This window comes from Streptosporangium sp. NPDC004631 (assembly GCF_053601935.1).
Genome location: NZ_JBSGCR010000026.1, coordinates 1 through 18670 on the forward strand (window position 1 = coordinate 1; position 18670 = coordinate 18670).

Here is an 18670-nt window from a genome sequence, read left to right on the forward strand (position 1 = left end):
CTCGAAAACGAGGAGGAGTTCGAGCACCGCAAGCTCGGTCTCCTGGGGGTGATGATGCCGGCGCGCGGGACTGACGACGGCGGCGCGGAAACAGCGGCGCCGTCGGCGCCGGCGGGGCGGTCAGCGAGACGGTTCCCAGCCTCGCCGGGGAGCCTGGGAGCCGGCCCGCTGCTCGTCACGGCTGCGGTAGACGACATAGGGCCGGGTCAGGTAGCCGATGGGCGCGGTGAGCATGTGCACCAGCCGGGTGAACGGCCAGATCGCGAACAGCAGCAGCGCGCTGAGCGCATGCAGCCGGAACAGCGGCGGCGCGCCGGCCATCGGCGCCGGATCGGGCTGGAAGTAGAAGATCGAACGGAACCAGGGCGAGATGGTGGTGCGGTAGTCGTAGCCGCCGCCGACGACGTTGGCCGCGACCGTGGCGGCCAGGCCCAGCACAATGACCAGACTCAGCGTCGCGTACATGAACTTGTCATTGCGGGTGGTGGCGGTGAACACCGGGCCGACGGTGCGGCGCCGGTAGATCAGGATCGCCAGGCCGCCGAGAGTGGCCACGCCCGCGATGGTGCCCAGCCCGACCGCGACGACATGGTAGGCCTCCTCGCCGACGCCCGCCGCCTCGGTCCAGCTCTTGGGGATCACCAGGCCGCCGATGTGGCCGAGCAGCACGACCAGGATGCCGAAGTGGAACAGCGGGCTGCCGATGCGCAGCAGCCTTGATTCGTACATCTGCGACGAACGGGTGGTCCAGCCGAACTTGTCGTAGCGATAGCGCCACACGTGCCCGAGCACGAATACGGTGAGCGCGATGTACGGCGTCACCACCCACAGCAGCACGTTCACCGCGTTCACCTGCTCGCCTCCATAACCGCGTAGGGCTCCAGCCCGACCTCCTCGGCCGGCGGTCCCTGCGTCGCCAGCCGCAGCGCGGCCTCTTGGTCGCGCTGGCTCGCCGGGCCGAGCGTGGCCAGCACCGCGGCCACCACGTCGGCGTACGGCGAGTTCTCGGCCTCCAGCGCCCTGCGCAGCAGCTCCACGCCCGCGCGGTTCTCCTGCAGCAGGCGCCTGGCCTCTCGGACGGCGCCGCGCGCGGACAGCTCGCACACCACCGCCAGATGGTCGGGCAGTTCCCCGTCGGCGGGTTCGAAGCCCGCGCTGCGGAAGGCGTGCTTGAACCGCAGCAGCGCCGCGCCGCGCTTGCGGGTGTCGCCGTAGGCGTAGTAGGTCAGGTAGGGGCAGCAGCGCCGCTTGAGGTCGAACGTCGCCACGTAGTGGGCGGCCAGTTCGGCCCGGCCGGTGGCCGCGGCGTGCTCAAGGAAGGCGGCCAGCCGGTCGCGGACCTCCCCGGAGGGCAGGCCGGCCACCGCTTCGGACAGGATCTCGTGCCCGCCGTACAGCCGCTCGTCGGGGTAGCCGAGCATCACCGCGGCCACCATGTGGGCGGTGCGCAGCCCGCCTTCGCCGAGAGCCCTCATGACCGTCCCTTCCCGTTCTTGCCGTTCTTCGGGAACAGGCCGTCGGGTGTGCCCCTGCCGTCCCAGTTGAGGAGGTTGACCCGGCCGCGCAGCTCATCGGCCCCCTCCGGGCCGTCGTCCGTCTGCCGCTTCTTGAGCATGTGGAAGTTCTCCACCGCGATCGGGGCGGGCACGCCGGAGGCCTCACCGAACGGGCCGCCCATGCCGGGGCCGCCCTCGTAGTCGAGGCTGCAGCCGGTGGCCGCCTCCTCCAGTCGCGCGCCCTGCTCGGCGTGGGCCTTGGGGATGACGTAGCGTTCGCCGTAGGCGGCGATGGCCAGCAGCCGGTGCATCTCCTCGATGCCCCGGCCGGTCATGCCGACCGCTGCCGCGATCGACTCCTCGCGCTCCTGGCCGAGGTTGACGCGGCGCATGTAGGAGCGCATCGCGGCCAGGCGGCGCAGTACGGCCCGCACCGGCTCGGGGTCTCCGGCGGTGAACAGCTCGGCCAGGTAGCCGATCGGGATACGCAGGGCGTCGATGGCGCCGAACAGGTTGCCGGCGTCCTCACCGTCGTGGCCGGTGCCGCTGAGCACGTCCACCACCGGCGACAGCGGCGGGATGTACCAGACCATCGGCATGGTCCGGTATTCGGGGTGCAGCGGCAGCGCCACCCCGAATTCGAAGATCAGCCTGTGGACGGGGGAGCGGCGCGCCGCCTCCAGCCAGTCCTCCGGGATGCCCTCGGCGCGGGCCGCGTCGATCACGGCCGGGTCGTGGGGGTCGAGCATGACGCCTCTCTGCGCCTCGTACAGATCCTTCTCCTCGGCGACGGAGGCGGCCTCGGTCACCCGGTCGACGTCGTAGAGGATGATCCCGATGTAGCGCAACCGGCCCACGCACGTCTCCGAGCAGACGGTGGGCAGGCCCACCTCCACGCGGGGAAAGCAGAAGGTGCATTTCTCGGCCTTGCCGGTGCGGTGGTTGAAGTACACCTTCTTGTACGGGCAGCCGGTCACGCACATCCGCCAGCCGCGGCAGCGGTCCTGGTCGACCAGGACGATGCCGTCCTCGGATCTTTTGTACATCGCCCCGGAGGGGCAGGAGGCGACGCACGAGGGATTGAGGCAGTGCTCGCAGATGCGCGGCAGGTAGAACATGAAGGCGTTTTCGAAGTCGAGCCGGACCTGGCCGGAGATCTTGCGCAGGACGGGGTCGGCGGGCGCGAGCTCGGGGCCCCCGGCAAGGTCGTCGTCCCAGTTAGCGCTCCAGCTGATCTTGGTGGGCTCGCCGGTGATGAGCGAGCGGGGCCGGGCGACCGGGGTGTCGTCCTGCATGGGCGCGGAGAACAGCCGGTCGTAGTCGTAGGTCCAGGGCTCGTAGTAGTCCTGGATCGACGGCATCAGGGGGTTGGCGAAGATGGAGAAGAGCTTCCTGAGCCGGCCGCCGGCCTTCGGTGTCAGCCGGCCTCGCCTGTTCAGCCGCCAGCCGCCCTTCCACCTGTCCTGGTCCTGGTAGGTGCGGGGGTAGCCCTGGCCGGGGCGGGTCTCGACGTTGTTGAACCAGACGTATTCGGTGCCGGCCCGGTTGGTCCAGGCCTGTTTGCAGGTGACCGAGCAGGTATGGCAGCCGATGCACTTGTCCAGGTTCATGACCATGGCGAGCTGGGCCATGACGCGCATCAGTAGTCGACCTCCTGGTTGCGGCGGCGGATCACGGTGACCTCGTCACGCTGATTACCGGTCGGGCCGAGGTAGTTGAACGCGAACGACAGCTGGGCGTAACCCCCGATCAGGTGCGTGGGTTTGATCAGCAGCCGGGTCAGGGAGTTGTGGATGCCGCCGCGCCTGCCGGAGGCCTCGCTCCTGGGCACGTCCACGACCCGTTCCTGGGCGTGGTACATGTACACCGTTCCGGTCGGCATACGGTGCGAGACGATCGCGCGGGCCACCACGACGCCGTTGCGGTTGAGCGCCTCCACCCAGTCGTTGTCGCCGATGCCGGCGCGCTCGGCGTCGGCGGGGCTCATCCAGATGGTCGGCCCGCCCCGCGACAGCGTCAGCATCAGCAGGTTGTCCTGGTATTCGGAGTGGATCGACCACTTGGAGTGCGGTGTCAGATATCGGACGGTGATGCCCTGTTCACCGCCCTCGCCGACGGCCGGCTCGCCGAACAGCGCGGTCATGTTCAGCGGCGGCCGGTAGATCGGCAACCCCTCACCGGCCTCGTGGATCCAGTCGTGGTCGAGGAAGAAGTGCTGGCGGCCGGTGAGGGTGTGCCAGGGCTTGCGGTGCTCGACGTTGATGGTGAAGGCCGAGTAGCGGCGCCCGCCGCTCTCGCTGCCCGACCACTCCGGCGAGGTGGTCACCGGCACCGGCCGGGCCTGCGTGTCGGCGAACGTGATCCTCTTGTGCTCGTCGGCGAGCCCGTCGAAGCTCGTGCCCGTGCGGCGGGCCAGGGTCGCGAAGCCCTGCGCGGCCAGATGGCCGTTGGTGGTGCCCGACAGGGCCAGGATCGCCTCGCACATGTCGGTGTCGCGGGCCAGCGACGGCTGGCCGTCGGCCACGCCGCCGCGGACGGTGCCGTTCATCCGGCCGAGCCGCTTGATCTCGCCCGACACGTCGAACGTCAGGCCCTTGGTGGTGGCGCCGAGTTTTTCCATCAGCGGGCCGAGTGCGGCCATCTTCTGCGCGATCGCCCCGTAGTCCCGCTCCACCGTGACGATCTTCGGGAAGTTCCGGCCCGGCACGGGCGCCCGTCCGCCGGCACGCCAGTCGTCCACGACGCCGCCCGGGGTGGCGAACTCGTCGGGCGTGTCGTGCAGCAGCGGCACCGCCACCAGGTCCCTGCGCACGCCCAGGTGGGTGGCGGCCAGCGCGCTGAAGGCCTTGGCGATGGCGGCGAAGGCCGAGAAGTCGGTGCGGGTCTGCCAGGGCGGGTCGATGGCCGGGGAGAAGGCGTGCACGAACGGGTGCATGTCGGTGGACGACAGGTCATGCTTCTCGTACCAGGTGGCGGCGGGCAGCACGATGTCGGAGAACAGCGTCGTGGAGGTCATCCGGAAGTCCAGTGACAGCAGCAGGTCGAGCTTGCCCTGTGGCGCCTCCTGCCGCCATGTGACGTCCCGCGGCCGCTGTTCCGGGGCGGCCTCCTCGGCCCGGACGGAGGAGTCGGTGCCCAGCAGGTGACGCAGGAAGTACTCGTTGCCCTTGGCCGAGGAGCCGAGCAGGTTGGCCCGCCACACCGTCAGCACGCGCGGCCAGTTCCGCGGCGCGTCGGGGTCCTCGCAGGCGAAGCCCAGCGTGCCCGCCGCGATCTGCTCGGTGACGTACGGCCCCGCCTCCCGGCCCGCGGCGGCGGCCTCGTCTGCCAGCTCCAGGGGGTTGCGGTCGAACGTCGGATAGGACGGCATCCAGCCCATCCGTGCCGAGGCCGACAGCAGGTCGGCGGTCGCCTTGCCGGCGAACGCGCCGTCGCCCAGCGGGGAGGAGACCACCTCGGCGCTGTAGGTGTCGTAGCGCCACTGGTCGGTGTGCAGATACCAGTACGCGGTGCCGATCATCTGCCGGGGCGGGCGCGACCAGTCCAGGGCGGAGGCCATCTGCGCCCATCCGGTGACCGGGCGGCACTTCTCCTGCCCCACGTAGTGGGCCCAGCCGCCGCCGTTGACGCCCTGGCAGCCGGTCAGCGTCGTCAGCGCCAGGAAGGAGCGGTAGATCGTGTCGGAGTGGAACCAGTGGTTGGTGCCCGCCCCCATGATGATCATGGATCGGCCGTTGGACTCCTCGGCGTTGCGGGCGAACTCGCGGGCGATCTTGATCGCCTTCGCGGCCGGTACGCCGGTGATCGTCTCCTGCCAGGCCGGCGTGTACGGCGCGCTCGCGTCGTCGTAGCCCGACGGCCGGCCCCGCCCGCCTCGCGCGTGCGGCTCCTCGCCGCCGGTTCCGCTGGACACGCCCTTCCGGGCGACGCCGTACTGGGCGAGCATGAGGTCGAAGACCGTGGTCACCAGCCTGCCGGCGATCTCGCGCACCGGCACGCCGCGCCGCAGCACCCCGCCGGCCCCGTCACCGTCGGCGGCCTGGTCGAAGCGGGGCAGCAGCACCGTCGCGCTCCGCCCGCCGTGCAGCGTCAGCTGCGGGTCGACGCCGTCCAGGTCGAGGTTCCATCGTCCCTGGCCCCGCTCGGAGTAGCGGAAGCCGAGCGAGCCGTTGGGCACGACCGGCTCGCCGGTGGCGGCGTCGACGAGCACCGTCTTGAACGCCGCCTCATCGCCCGCCTCCCCGAGATCGGCCGCGGTCAGGAACTTGGCGGGCACGTACCCGCCCTCCTCGCGCTCGGTCAGCGTCACCAGGAACGGCAGGTCGCTGTGGCGCTTGACGTAGTCGGTGAAGTACGGCACCTGCCGGTCGACGAAGAACTCCTTGAGGATCACGTGCCCCATCGCCATGGCCAGGGCGCCGTCGGTGCCCGGATGCGGCGCCAGCCACTCGTCGGCGAACTTCGTCGCGTCGCTGTAGTCGGGGCTGACCACGACGACCTTCTGACCGCGGTAGCGGGCCTCGGTCATGTAGTGGGCGTCGGGGGTGCGCGTCACCGGCACGTTGGAGCCCCACAGCATCAGGTAGGCCGCGTCCCACCAGTCGGCCGACTCCGGTACGTCGGTCTGGTCGCCGAACACCTGCGGGGAGGCCACCGGCAGGTCGGCGTACCAGTCGTAGAACGACAGCATCGTGCCGCCGATCAGCGAGACGAACCGGGCACCGGAGGCGTGGGAGACCATCGACATGGCCGGGATCGGGGAGAAGCCGGCGACACGGTCGGGGCCGTAGGTCTTGATGGTGTGCACGTGGGCCGCGGCGATGATCTCGGTGGCCTCCGGCCAGGTGATGCGGACCAGGCCGCCCTTGCCCCGGGCCGACTGGTAGCGGCGCCGCCGCTCCGGGTCGGTGGTGATCTCCGCCCACGCCTGGACCGGATCGCCCAGCCGGGCCTTGGCCTGCCGGTACATCTCCACCAGCACGCCGCGCGCGTAGGGGAAGCGCACCCGGGTGGGGGAGTAGGTGTACCAGGAGAAGGCGGCGCCGCGCGGGCAGCCGCGCGGCTCGTACTCCGGGCGGTCGGGGCCGACGCTGGGGTAGTCGGTCTGCTGGGACTCCCAGGTGATGATCCCGTCTTTGACGTAGACCTTCCACGAGCACGATCCGGTGCAGTTCACGCCGTGGGTGGAGCGCACCACCTTGTCATGGCTCCACCGGTCGCGGTAGAAGGCGTCCCCCCGGCGTCCGCCGATCTGGTGCACGGTCCGCAGGTCGTCACCGACCCGGCCCGGCCGTAGGTGGCGCCCCAGCCGTAACAGGGCGTCGTTGACCGGCCCGTCCATACCCGCCATAGGTGACCCTCTTTCTCTTGTCACGAACCGGATGTGCCCGTCATCGGTGTTTTCATGGCCAGACAGCCGCATGGAAGACCCTGCGTCGTTTGACCTGTGTGCCACCTGTGTCGCTCCGGCCCGGTGCTGCTGTGATCTTGATCTTTGCGGCTGACCGTATGACCAGCTCAGGGCCTTTAGTCCCATTTTTAAATCCGAAGGACCCAGAGCCTGCCGTAACGGGCCGGGGGCCTGGCTCAATCCGGCGGCGGGTCCCCGTGCCGACGTCACCGTGAGGACATCAACGGCGCCGGGGTCACGGCCGCGTGGCGCCGAGCGGTTGAGCGGACCACGGTCAACGTCAGCACCGCCACCCCGGCCAGCAGGGCCAGGCCCAGGCCGTAGGAACCGAACCGGCCGTAGACGAAGCCCATCACCAGCGGCGGAACGAACCCGCCCAGGCCGCCGGCGGCGCCGACCAGGCCGGTGACCGAACCGACCTTGTCGCCCGGGGCCACCTGGGAGACAAGGGCGAAGGTCGCCCCGCTGCCGGCGCCGAGCGCCGCGGCCATGGTCAGGAACGCGGCCGTGCCCAGGAACATCAGCGGCGGCGTGAACGCCTGCGCCGCCGCGCAGAACGCGACCACGGTGAACACCGCGGCCAGCACCGGGATCGACCCGATCCGGTCCGACAGCCAGCCCCCCACCGGGCGCATCACGACCGCCACGAGCACGAAGCCCGCCATCCGGTTCGCCGCGTCCGCCTGCTCCAGCCCGTAGGCCGACCGCAGGTAGACCGGCAGGTAGACGGAGAAGGCGACGTAGCCGCCGAACGCCACCGCGTACAGGATGCAGGCCCGCCACGTGATCGGGAGCCTTACGGCGGCGGCCAGCCGGGCGGCGGTCGGCTGCGTCGGCGCCGTACGGCCCGGCGCGTCCCGCAGGAACAGCCCCGACACGACGGCGTAGACGGTCAGCACGGCCGCGGTGAGCAGGAAGGGCGTGGCCGAGCCGCCCGCCCTGACCAGTTTGACCGTGGTCAGGGCGCTGATCGCGGTGCCGGCCATCCCCATGCCGAAGACTCCGACGGCCAGGCCGCGGCGCCCGGGGGGGAACCAGGCGCTCACGAAGGGCACGCCCACGGCGAACACCGTCCCGCCGATCCCCAGGAAGAACCCGCCGGCCAGCAGCGCCGCCGGCGAGGTCTGCCCGGCCACGCCGATGAACAGGACGGGGACGATGGTGGCGGCCGAGATCAGCGGGAACATCACCCTGCCGCCGAACCGGTCGGTGAGCGCCCCGACAGGAACGCGGCCCAGCGAGCCGACGATCACCGGGACCGCCACCAGCAGCGCCTGCTGGGAGGCCGACAGGCTCAGGAGCTCCTTGAACCTCGGGCCCAGAGGGCTGAGCAGCGCCCACGCCCAGAAGTTCACCGCGAACCCCACGGTGGCCAGTGCCAGCATCAGCGCCGGCCCGCGGCTGAAATCGCTCAGAGTTTTCCGATTGGCTCTGTCGGTACGCATTTTCGTCCGTTCCTGTCCGCGGGTTCACACCCACGCGGCGCCGTGGTGCGTCTCGCTGTGCCCGGCACGTGAGGGTGTCTGCGTGCGAGCGGGGCCATACGGCATGACCGGGATGATCGGTACGTGTCCGATGGGAGGCGACGGGGCGGCCCGGCAGGCTGTGAATCCCCCGCATGAACGGCTCTCACGACGATCCGCCCCTCAGTCATCATCCACCGGCACCGGTGCTTCCCGGGCGGATCCTCCGCTCACGGCGGTTCTTCCTTTTCGCCCTCATCCCACCCCGAAGTCTTGGATCCCCGTAGAGACCAAGGTCCTGCCGGCCGAGGACCTTTCGCCCCCGCCTTCGCCTGAGGCCGCCAACACGTCCCCGAGGGGTCGCGCATGGCACCGATGGGCCTTTCGACGCGGCGGAGGCGGGCGCGGCGGAGGCGGGCGTCTGCTCCCGGGTGAGCGGGATGGGCCCGGCGTCCTGGAAACGGGTGGCGGGACCGATCACTCCCGCCACCCGTGTCACGCCCGGTCTACCTGTAGAACGACACCGACCCCACATGGATGCCGGGGTCGTAGTGCGTGCTGTGGCCGGGCGGGATGTCATCTCGGGGGTACCACCGGTCGTGGCAGCCCGGGTCGCTCCACAGCAGCGCCAGAGCCGGGGTGTCGTTGTGCGCGCCGGTGATCAACTCGTCCCCCAGGTTCGTGCAGCCGTCGTTGAAGGGGATGACGATGGACGGGCCGGACGCGGTGGTCAGGGTGAGCCGGCCGTCGACGTCGAGCCGGGGGGCGGCGTCGGCGGTGCCGGCGGCGGCGACGAGCAGGGTGGCGGCCAGCGCGGCCGCCGGGGCGAGGAGCTTGATCGTCTTCAAGAGGGTCTCCTGACAGGGGGAGGGAACTGCTCTCACAACCATTGCTCGCTCATGGTAGGCGAATGAATACGCAGAGTAAGGTAATGGTGGTGTCACCTGCCGTCATGCGGGGGTGGGCCGCTCGCCACAGGCTCGCGGGATGTCCTGCCTCGACGGAGCCGGCGTGAGGCCGGCGCTCCGGCCTGTGACACGCCGGCCCGGATGAGTGGGAACGACCACCCGGTCAGGAGGGGTGCGCCAGCAGCCGCCGGTAGGCCGCGCTGCGGGCGAGGAGATCGTCGTGCGAGCCGGTGTCGGCGACACGTCCCTCTTCGAGAAGGACGACGGTGTCGGCGGTGCGCAGGGTGGAGGACCGGTGGGCGATGATCATGGTGGTGTGGTCGCCGCGGGCCGAGCGCAGCGCCTCGTCGATGGCGGCCTCGCTCTCGGCGTCGAGGTTGGAGACGGCCTCGTCCAGCACCAGGATCGGAGCGCGGGTGAGCAGGGCGCGGGCGATGGCCAGGCGCTGGCGCTGCCCCCCGGACAGGTGGGCGCCGCGTTCGCCGACGAGGGTGTCGTAGCCGTCGGGCATGGCGGTGACGAAGTCGTGGGCGCAGGCCGTGCGGGCGGCGGTCTCCACTTCGGCGTCGGTGGCGTCGGGGCGGGCCAGCCGGATGTTCTCGCGGACGCTCATCGCGAACAGGTAGGTGTCCTGCGGCACGGCCACGACAAGGGAACGCAGCCTCTCAAAGGACAGGTCGCGAATGTCGTGGCCGCCGATCCGCACGGCCCCGCCCGCGACGTCCCAGTGGCGCAGCAGCAGGGATGCGCAGGTGCTCTTGCCGGCCCCCGAGTGCCCGGCGACGGCCACGGTCCGGTTGGCGGGGATGGTGAAGGAGATCCCGGTGATCGCGTCCGGCAGACCGGGACCGTAGCCGAAGCGGACGTCCTCGAAGGTCACCGTGGGATCGAGTGACTCCCGCGAAGGGGCATCGACGCGTTCGACGACATCGGGATCGGCTTCCAGGATCAGCAGCAGCCGGTTGGCGGCGGCGCGGATGGTGGACAGCTCCCGCCAGGTGTCGACGAGGGTCATCAGCGGCAGGAACGCGAAGGCGCCGAGCACCGCCACGACGACGATCCGGTCGGCCGTCAGGGCTCCGGAGTCCACCAGGGCCAGCGCGACCAGCAACGCGGCGATCAGGCCGATCGCCGCGACCGCGTCTCCGGCCGCCTTCTCGATGCCGCCCCGTGAGCGGTGCGCGCGGGTGGCGAGATTGAGCCGGTCGGTCGCGGTGCGCAGGCGGCCCGCCTGATGGTCCTGCCGGCCGAAGACGAGGGTCTCCGACAGGCCCTGGACGGCGTCGACGGTCTCCGCGGCCGCCTCGCCCGCGGCGTCGCGCATTCGCGCCGCCTGTACGGCGGAGCGGCGCCGCAACCAGAACGGCACCGTGGCCATGGCCACGACGGCGGGCAGCAGCGCGGCCCCGACGAGCGGGTGCAACCAGAACGCCGCGACCAGGCAGGCGGGCGGCACGGAGCCGGCGACGACGAGCGGGGTGAGACTGTGGGCGAAGAACAGCTCCAGCACCTCCACGTCGGCCATCGCGGTCGCGCCGATGTCACCGGAGCGACGGCGCAGCAGGTAGCCGGGGGTCAGCGCGGCCAGCTTGCGGTAGCAGCGGTCGCGCAGCTCGGCGAGCACGCGGAAGGCCAGATCGTGGGCGAGGTAGGACTCCGCCCACGCGGCCGGCACCTTGGGCAGCACCAGCGCGGCGAGCAGGATCAGTCCGGGGACGAGGTCGCCCGGGGCGATACCCCTCAGGGCCTGGCCGACCAGGCTCGCTCCCAGGAGCGCGGCGGCCAGCGCCAGCCCCTGGTCCAGCAGCCCGAAACCGATCGCCACGGTCAGCCGGGCCCGCTGAGGACGCAGCAACGTGAGCAGCGCGCCCCGCCGCCGCGCCCCGCCTTCAGCCGTTGCCTCAAAGGCCCCGGCGCTCCGCGCGGCGTGGTCGGAGCGCACGGTCCGGGGGGTCGCGGTCACGGGGTTCCCTCCTGCTGACGGGCGACGAGACGGGCGTAGGCACCACCCGTGGCGAGCAGTTCGGCCGGCGCGTCCGCCTCGGACACCCGGCCCTCGTCGAGGACGACCAGGTGGTCGGCGCCGGCGACGGTGGACAGCCGGTGGGCGATCACCAGCACGGTGCGACCGGTGCGCAGCCGGTCCAGGGCGCCCACCACGGCGCGTTCGGAGGCGACGTCGACGCTGGAGGTGGCCTCGTCCAGGATCAGCAGGGGGGCGTCGGCGAGGACGGCGCGGGCGATGGCCAGCCGCTGGCGCTGCCCGCCCGACAGCCGCAGGCCGCGCTCGCCGATGACCGTGTCGTAGCCGTCCGGCAGTTCGGTGATGAAGTCGTGGGCGTGCGCGGCGAGCGCGGCCTTTTCGATGTCGGCCCGTGAGGCGTCGCCACGGCCGAAGGCGATGTTGCCGGCGACGGTGCCGTGGAACAGGAAGGTCTCCTGGGAGACGACGGAGATCCGTGAGCGCAGGTCGGCGAGGGGCAGATCGCGCAGGTCGACGCCGTCGAGGGTCACCCGGCCGGCGGTGGGGTCGGCGAAGCGCGACAGCAGGCGGATCAGCGTGGTCTTACCCGCTCCGGACGGGCCGACGACGGCGGTGGTGCGGCCGGCCTCCAGGGTGAGGGTGACGCCGCGCAGAGCGGGCCGCTCCCGCCCGGGGTAGGTGTAGGCGACGTCCTCGAAGGCCACCCGGGGCGGCGCCGCCGGCGCCGGGAGCCGTACGGTGCCCGAGTCGGCGACGGGCGGTTCGGTGGCGAGCAGTTCGGCGATGCCGCGCGAGGCGGGCAGCGCCGCCTGCCCGGAGTGGAAGGCCGCCATCAGCTCGGTGACCGGGCGGAACGCCTCACGTGACAGCAGCAGTACGGCGAAGACCGCCGAGACCGTGAGTTCGCCGGAGGCGTACTGCCAGGCGGCCAGGCCGACGGCGGCAGCGGTACCGAACGCCGCGAAAAATCCGACGAATCCCGCGGAGACCGTGGAGACGAAGGTGAAACGCAGTGACTCGCGGAAGAAGGCCCATGCCTTCGCCGACAGACGTCGTCCGAAGCCGCCGTCGGCGCCGACGGCCTTGAGCGTGGGGAGTCCCTGCACCGCGTCCAGGTAGTCGGCGCTCAGGCCTCTCCAGCCCTTGAAGAAGCCGGTCAGCCCAGCCTGCATCCGGCGGCGCATGAGGCGGGGCGCGGCGGCCGCCGACCCGGCCATGATCGCGACGAGCCCGGCCACGGCCGGGTCGATCCAGACCAGTACGGCGACGATGCCGGCGCCGCCGAGCACCGAGACGAGCACCTGGGGCAGAAACACCCCGATGTAGCGGTCGATCGCCTCGACGCCGTCCACCAGCGTGGTCAGCACCCCGCCGGTGCGCACGTCGGAGACATAGCCCGGGCCCAGGGTGAGCAGGTGCCGGTAGAGGCGACCGCGCAGCGCGGTCTTGACCTGCTCGGCACCGCGCGCGGCGGCGACCTCTCGGGCCCACACCAGGACGGCGCGGACCGCGACCAGCGCCAGCGCGCCGCAGCAGGCCCCCACCGCGGCCCGCAGGTCTCCCTCAAGGCCGCCCGCTATCGCGAGGGTGAGTAACAGACTCTGCCCGACGTAGGTGGCCGACACGCCCACCCCGGCGGCCACGGCGGCCGACAGCCGGCCCCGTCCAGGACGGATCAGGTTCAGTAGCGTCCGGTTCAGCATGCCGGCTCCCGCGGGCCGGAGGTCAGGGTCGTCACAGGCGCTCCTCGGACTCGGTCAGCGGTTCGCACCACAGCGCGTGCCGCCCCGGCTCGATCTCGATCTGCCGGCTGCGCACGCCGAACACCCGCGCCACCAGGTCGGGCCGGAGCACCTCACGGGCGGGTCCGGCGGCGACGACCGTCCCGGCGTCCAGGACGCACAGCCGGTCGCAGTAGCGCAGCGCCAGGCTCAGGTCGTGGATCGCCAGCACGGCGGTCAGCCCCAGGCCGCGGATCAGGGTCAGGGCCTCCAGCTGGTGGCGGATGTCGAGGTGGTTGAGCGGCTCGTCCAGCACCAGCGCCCGTGGCTGCTGGGCGAGCGCACGGGCCAGCAGGACCCGTTGGCGCTCGCCGCCCGACAGGGTGCCGATGTCGCGATCGGCCAGGTGTTCGGCGCCGACCTGCCGGAGCGCCCGGTCGACGATCTCGTGGTCCGCGGCGGAGGGGAACCGCCAGGCGCGCAGGTGCGCGCTGCGGCCCAGCAGCACGACGTGGCGGACCCCTAGCCCGCCCGCCTGCTGCGACTCCTGCGGCAGGGCGGCGGTCCGCCGGGCGGAGGCGCGGTCGTCCATGGCCAGCAGGTCGGCGCCGTCGACCAGGACGACTCCGGCCTTCGGGCGCAGCGCCCGGTACAGACAGCGCAGGAGGGTGCTCTTGCCGGCTCCGTTGGGGCCGACGACGCCGAGCAGCTCGCCGCCCTCCACGTCGAGGTCGACGCCGCGCAGGATCGGGAGGCCGCCGAGCGATACCCGCAGCCCGGCGACGGTGAGGGTGGCCGCCCGGTCGTTCACGCCGTCGCTCCCGGACCGTCGCCGCCGCGCCGTACCAGCAGCCACAGGAAGACCGGTCCGCCGCACAGCGCGGTGACCACGCCGACCGGCAGTTCCGCGGGGGCGACGATCGTCCGGGCCAGCAGGTCGGCCCAGATGAGGAAGATCGCGCCGAGCAGCGCGGCGACCGGTAGCACGCGGGCGTTCTCGGAGGTCCGCAGCAGCAGGCGGGTGAACAGCGGCATCATCAGCCCGACGAAGCCGATGGCGCCGCTGACCGCGACGAGCGCGCCGGTGAGCAGCGAGGTCAGCAGGAACAGCTCCCCCCGCAGCCGGCCGGGCCGCAGGCCGAGGCCGGCCGCCGTCTGCTCGCCGAGCAGCAGCGCGTCCAGCGCACGTGCTCGCAGGGCCAGTGCCGGCAGCGTGAGCACGGTGAGCGCCAAGATGATCGCCAGTGAGGTCCAGCGGGCTCCGCCGAGGCCGCCCATCAGCCAGAACAGGACCTGGCGGGCGGCTTGACCTCCGCTGTCGTCGCCGAACAGCACCAGCAGGTTGATCACGGCCTGGCCGATGAAGGCGACGGCGACACCCGCCAGGAGCAGCCGTGTCATGCCCCCCGCTCTCGTGAGCGCGAACACCAGCGCGGTGGCGGACACCGCCCCGGCGAAGGCTCCCGCCGACAGCGTGTGGATCCCCGCGACGGCCGATCCCGCCAGGGTGACCGACACCGCGCCGACTCCGGCACCGTAGGAGGTGCCGAGGATGAACGGGTCGGCCAGCGGGTTGCGCAGCAGCGCCTGCAGGACGGTGCCGATCATCGCCAGCCCGGCGCCGACCAGGACGCCGAGCAGCACCCGGGGCAGGCGGATCTGCCACACGATCGCGTTGTGACGGATGTCCTCGGCGGCCAGGGGGGAGCCGCCGAGGACGGCCCACAGAACGCGCAGCAGGGAGTCAAGGGGAACCCGGACCGGGCCGAGTGCGATGCCCGCGATCACACTGGCCAGCAGCGCGGCGATCAGGGCGGGGACGAGGTACCGGGTCCGGGCCCGGCCTCGCGGGCCGGCCCTGTCCAGGGGGGCGGCGGTGAGCGCCACCGCGCTCTTTCCCGGGGTGTTCACCGCCGCGGGTGGAGTTCGTCGGCGACCTGCTGGGCGACCTCGGGGTTGCGTGGGCTGATCGCGCCGAGCCCGGTGAGGCCGATCGTGACGAACCGGTTGTTCTTGACGGCCGTGACGTCCTTGAGCACGGGGTCGGCCCTGAGCTGCCTGATCTTCGCCTCGGCGGTGGCCCCGGCGGTGAGGTAGTCGACCACGACGATCACGTCGGGGTCGCGCCTGACGATCTCCTCCCAGCCGGTCTCGGCCCAGTCCGTGGCCAGGCCGGCGAAGACGTTGCGGCCGCCGCCGGTCTCCAGCAGCGCGCCGGCAAGCCCCCGTCCGCCACCGACCGTGGGCGCGCTCTGCCCGGAGTCGAACAGCAGCACGTCCACCGGCGCCTTGCCCCGGACCTGGGCGCGCACCGCGTCGAACCGGGCGGCGAGTTCGGCGTTGAGCCGATCGGCGGCCTGCGGCGCGCCGAAGAGCGTCCCCAAGGCGGTGACGGTCTCGGCGAGGGAGTCGAGAGTGAGCCTCTGCCCGCGGCACTGGACGGTGAACAGCGCGATGCCGGCCTGCCGGAACTGGTCCGGCGGCAGCCCGTTGGCCTCGCTGAAGGTCGGGCCGAACCCGCCGATGAGCACGTCCGGCCCCAGGGAGATCAGGCTCTCCTTGGACGGATAGGCGGTCTCCGACAGGACCGGCACCCTGTCGTAGGCGGCTTTGAGATCCGGCCGGACCGGGTTGTCCAGGAGCGAGCTGCCGATCAGCCGGTCACCCAGTCCCATCGCCAGCACCAGCTCGGTGGCGTGCTGGTTGAGGGTCACCGCGCGGGAGGCGGCCCTGTCGAGCTTGATCTGTTCGCCGCATCGCCGCAGGGAGATCGCCGACCCGCCGGCGGTGGCCGCTGCGGGTTGAGGGGCCGTTGCGGTGTTTCCGCAGGCGGCCAAGGCGAGGGCTGTCGGCAGAGCGACGATCAGCAAGCGCGAACGCCTCACACACTTCTCCCTGATGCATGTGGATCGCAACAACGAAACTATTGCAAGAGTGTCCGTTGCGGGCCAAAGTGGCAAGTGCCCCCGCCAACCTCGGGGGCATGTTGATCCACGAGGGAGATGCGCATGGACTACTCCAACGAGGAACTGGCCAGAGTCTTCGAGGGCGACGAGTCCGAAGTCGTCGTGAGCGTGGCTCACCACACCTGACGGCGATGACGCTCTGACGTGCGGGGTCCCTGCGGGCCCCGCACACCCACTCCGGCCAGGGGAGGTGCTTCAGTCCACCGTGACGACGGTCTCGGGAATCCACACGCGGGGAACCCACCGGGCCGTGCCCCCGGAGGAGACATGGTCACGGATCGCCCCGCTTCTCAGCCGCTACGGCGTCACCCGCATCGCCGACGTGACCGGCCTGGACCACATCGGCATCCCGGTCTTCCAGGCGGTACGGCCCGGCGCCAGAACCGTCTCGGTCTCCCAGGGCAAGGGCCTCACCCGAGCCGCCGCTCGCGTGTCCGCCGCGATGGAGGCCGTCGAGCTGCGACACGCCGAGAACCTGATCGGTGACAGCGGGCCGGCAACCGGGCCCGTGACCGCCCGCGCGCTCGGCCTGCCCTACCGGCTGGACGAGCTGGACCTGGCCGACGGCTCGCTCGTCCACCCGGACCTGCCGTTGCGCTGGCTCACCGGGGAGGGGGCGCTCAGCGGGGCGGCCGTCCCGGTGCCCCTGGACGCCGTACGGCTCGACCACACCTTCCGGGCCGAATGGCGTCCGCCGCTCTTCCACGCCACCAGCAACGGCCTCGCCTCGGGCAACACCGTTCCCGAGGCCACCGCGCACGCGCTGGCCGAGCTGTGCGAACGCGACAGCCTCGCCCTGCTGCGCCGCCGCCCCCGCGAGGAGTGGCGCCGCCTGGAGCTGCCCACCGTCGACGACGAGGACTGCCGCACCCTGCTGAAGGTCTACGCCGAAGCCGGCGTGCAGGTCGACGTGGTGATCGCCACGTATCCCTCCGTGTCACCGGTGTGCTTCGAGGCCCGCATCCGCTCCGAGGCGTTACCTGTCACCTTCACCGGCGCCGGATGCCACCTCGACCCCGCGATCGCGCTGTGCCGGGCGCTGACCGAGGCCGCGCAGAGCCGCCTGACCGCGATCGCCGGAGCCCGCGACGACCTGCCCGCACTGCTCTACCGAGCCTCGGCGGGAACCGCCCGCGAAGACCTGGGCACGCCCGTCCCCTGGAACGGCCGCTCGGCGAGCGCCGCCGACCTCGCCGCCGACGCGCGCGTCCTGGCGCACCACATCGCCGAGCGCACCGGTCACGAGCCCGTGCGGGTCGTGCTTCCCAGCCCCACCGGCATCGCGGTCGTCAAGGTCGTCGCCCCCGGACTGGCCTTCGACTCCCGCACCGACGTCAGCGCGGGACGCCCGGCATGACCGACCACGTCTACCTCGGCCCGTCCCTGCCCGCCGAGGCCGCACGCGAGGCGCTGCCCGGCGCGATCCTGCATCCGCCGGTACGGCACGGCGACCTGACGGCCTGCGACGCCGGCCCCGGCGACCGCGTCGCCGTCGTCGACGGCCAGTTCTTCCAGTCGGCCTCGGTGCGGCACAAAGAGATCTGCGCGCTCCTCGACCGGGGAGCCGAGGTGTACGGCGCGGCCAGCATGGGCGCCTTGCGCGCCGCGGAGCTGGGCCCGTTCGGAATGGTCGGTCACGGCGTCGTCCACCGCCTCTACTCCAGCGGCCTGATCGACCGCGACGACGAGGTGGCGCTGGTACACGCCGACCCGGACGCCGGCGCCCGGCCGTACACCGTCGCCCTGGTCTCCGTCCGGGTGGCGCTACGCAGGCTGCGACGGCGCGGCGCGATCGGCCCGGCCGACGAGACCCGCCTGCTGGAGGCGGCGCGGCGACTGCCGTTCACCGAACGAACATGGCGGCGGCTTCTCACCACCACCTCGGGCGTCCCCGGCAACGCCCTGGAGACCCTCCGCCAGACCACGGCGGCGCCCGCCCTCAGCTGGGACGTCAAGGCGCAGGACGCGCTGGCGCTGCTGCGGCGGCTGGCCCGGAACCTGCCGGCCACCCCCACCCGGCGGCGCCCCGCCCCCGTCACCACCCACATGGAACGCTGGCGCCGCGCCGCGTATCCCGACGACACCGTCCTCGTCTCGGCCGCCCAGCTCTACGCCGAGGACTATCCCAAACTGCACCATCGTGTGATCTTGCGGCTGATCACCGGATCCGCCGCCGAGGACCTCGACGAGCTCGGCCACCACGCGTTCGGCCTGGCCCGGCAGCGCGGCCTGTTCCCCTCGCCGGACGGCTCGCACAACCCTCACCCGGGGCTTCCCCCAGCCTGGACCCACTGGCTCGATCCAGAAGAGCGCCCACGAACCGGCACGACCATCCATCAGGACCCGGCTGCGGACGGCGGTCTGGTCCGTGCGGTGGCGCTCGTCCTGGTCCGGTCCTACCGCTGGCGGTCCGGACTGGCACCGATCCCCGCCCTCGCCGAGGCCATCCGCCCGCTGCCCGGCACCCACCGGATCCGCGAACTCGCCGCCGCCGCCGACACGCTCAACGCCACCCTGGCCGAGCGCGGCCGACACCTCGACCGGATCTCCCCTCAGACGCTGACCCGGCTCTGCCTGCAACGCTGGAAGGCCCCCGATCTCGCTCCCACCCTCTACGACCGGGGTTTCCTCGATCTCGGCGACCTCGCCGCCAGGGCCACCCGTTTCTGCCCGCAGCTCGCGCTCACCGACCCGCCCGCCGTACGCCTGCAAGGGAGCTGAC

General features: G+C 72.1%; 13 protein-coding genes. 2 read left to right on the forward strand and 11 right to left on the reverse strand.

The window, feature by feature from the left end; translation table 11 throughout:
* Positions 1–120: 120 nt before the first annotated feature.
* The 11 genes from narI to ACWEF2_RS23455 form a co-directional block, all read right to left on the reverse strand.
* Positions 121–852 carry a respiratory nitrate reductase subunit gamma gene (gene narI / locus ACWEF2_RS23405; RefSeq protein ID WP_453818422.1) on the reverse strand — a complete coding sequence of 244 codons (732 nt, stop codon included), beginning with the start codon at positions 850–852 and terminating at the stop codon, positions 121–123.
* Positions 849–1475, reverse strand: coding sequence for a nitrate reductase molybdenum cofactor assembly chaperone (gene narJ / locus ACWEF2_RS23410; RefSeq protein ID WP_453818424.1), 627 nt, complete (start codon positions 1473–1475; stop codon positions 849–851). The genes narI and narJ overlap by 4 nt, the downstream gene beginning before the upstream one ends.
* Positions 1472–3136 (reverse strand): nitrate reductase subunit beta, encoded by a 1665-nt coding sequence (narH, locus tag ACWEF2_RS23415; RefSeq protein WP_453818426.1) that lies wholly within the window; start codon positions 3134–3136, stop codon positions 1472–1474. Before narH ends, narJ begins: the two co-directional genes overlap by 4 nt.
* Complete coding sequence (locus tag ACWEF2_RS23420; RefSeq protein WP_453818428.1) at positions 3136–6846, reverse strand: nitrate reductase subunit alpha; 3711 nt, start codon at positions 6844–6846, stop codon at positions 3136–3138. The genes narH and ACWEF2_RS23420 overlap by 1 nt, the downstream gene beginning before the upstream one ends.
* Positions 6847–7112: 266 nt before the next feature.
* Complete coding sequence (locus ACWEF2_RS23425; protein ID WP_453818430.1) at positions 7113–8351, reverse strand: MFS transporter; 1239 nt, start codon at positions 8349–8351, stop codon at positions 7113–7115.
* Between the two features lie 524 nt (positions 8352–8875).
* Positions 8876–9217: a hypothetical protein gene (locus ACWEF2_RS23430; protein ID WP_453818432.1), complete on the reverse strand. Its 342-nt coding sequence runs from the start codon at positions 9215–9217 to the stop codon at positions 8876–8878.
* A 223-nt stretch (positions 9218–9440) separates the two neighbouring features.
* On the reverse strand, positions 9441–11240 hold the full coding sequence (locus tag ACWEF2_RS23435) for an ABC transporter ATP-binding protein (protein ID WP_453818434.1): 1800 nt from the start codon (positions 11238–11240) through the stop codon (positions 9441–9443).
* Positions 11237–12964 carry an ABC transporter ATP-binding protein gene (locus ACWEF2_RS23440; protein WP_453818436.1) on the reverse strand — a complete coding sequence of 576 codons (1728 nt, stop codon included), beginning with the start codon at positions 12962–12964 and terminating at the stop codon, positions 11237–11239. The genes ACWEF2_RS23435 and ACWEF2_RS23440 overlap by 4 nt, the downstream gene beginning before the upstream one ends.
* Positions 12965–12995: 31 nt before the next feature.
* Entirely contained in the window at positions 12996–13793 is a 798-nt protein-coding gene (locus ACWEF2_RS23445; RefSeq protein WP_453818438.1) for an ABC transporter ATP-binding protein, read from the reverse strand.
* Positions 13790–14893: a FecCD family ABC transporter permease gene (locus tag ACWEF2_RS23450; protein WP_453818440.1), complete on the reverse strand. Its 1104-nt coding sequence runs from the start codon at positions 14891–14893 to the stop codon at positions 13790–13792. The genes ACWEF2_RS23445 and ACWEF2_RS23450 overlap by 4 nt, the downstream gene beginning before the upstream one ends.
* Entirely contained in the window at positions 14890–15867 is a 978-nt protein-coding gene (locus ACWEF2_RS23455) for an ABC transporter substrate-binding protein (RefSeq protein ID WP_453818442.1), read from the reverse strand. Before ACWEF2_RS23455 ends, ACWEF2_RS23450 begins: the two co-directional genes overlap by 4 nt.
* Before the next feature lie 286 nt (positions 15868–16153).
* Here ACWEF2_RS23455 and ACWEF2_RS23460 point away from each other — a divergent pair, with 286 nt between their 5' ends.
* Together ACWEF2_RS23460 and ACWEF2_RS23465 are read left to right on the forward strand one after the other, a co-directional pair.
* Positions 16154–17305, forward strand: coding sequence for a YcaO-like family protein (locus tag ACWEF2_RS23460; RefSeq protein ID WP_453818444.1), 1152 nt, complete (start codon positions 16154–16156; stop codon positions 17303–17305).
* Positions 17302–18669, forward strand: a complete 1368-nt coding sequence (locus tag ACWEF2_RS23465; protein WP_453818446.1) for a TfuA-like protein — start codon at positions 17302–17304, stop codon at positions 18667–18669. The genes ACWEF2_RS23460 and ACWEF2_RS23465 overlap by 4 nt, the downstream gene beginning before the upstream one ends.
* Position 18670 lies beyond the last annotated feature (1 nt).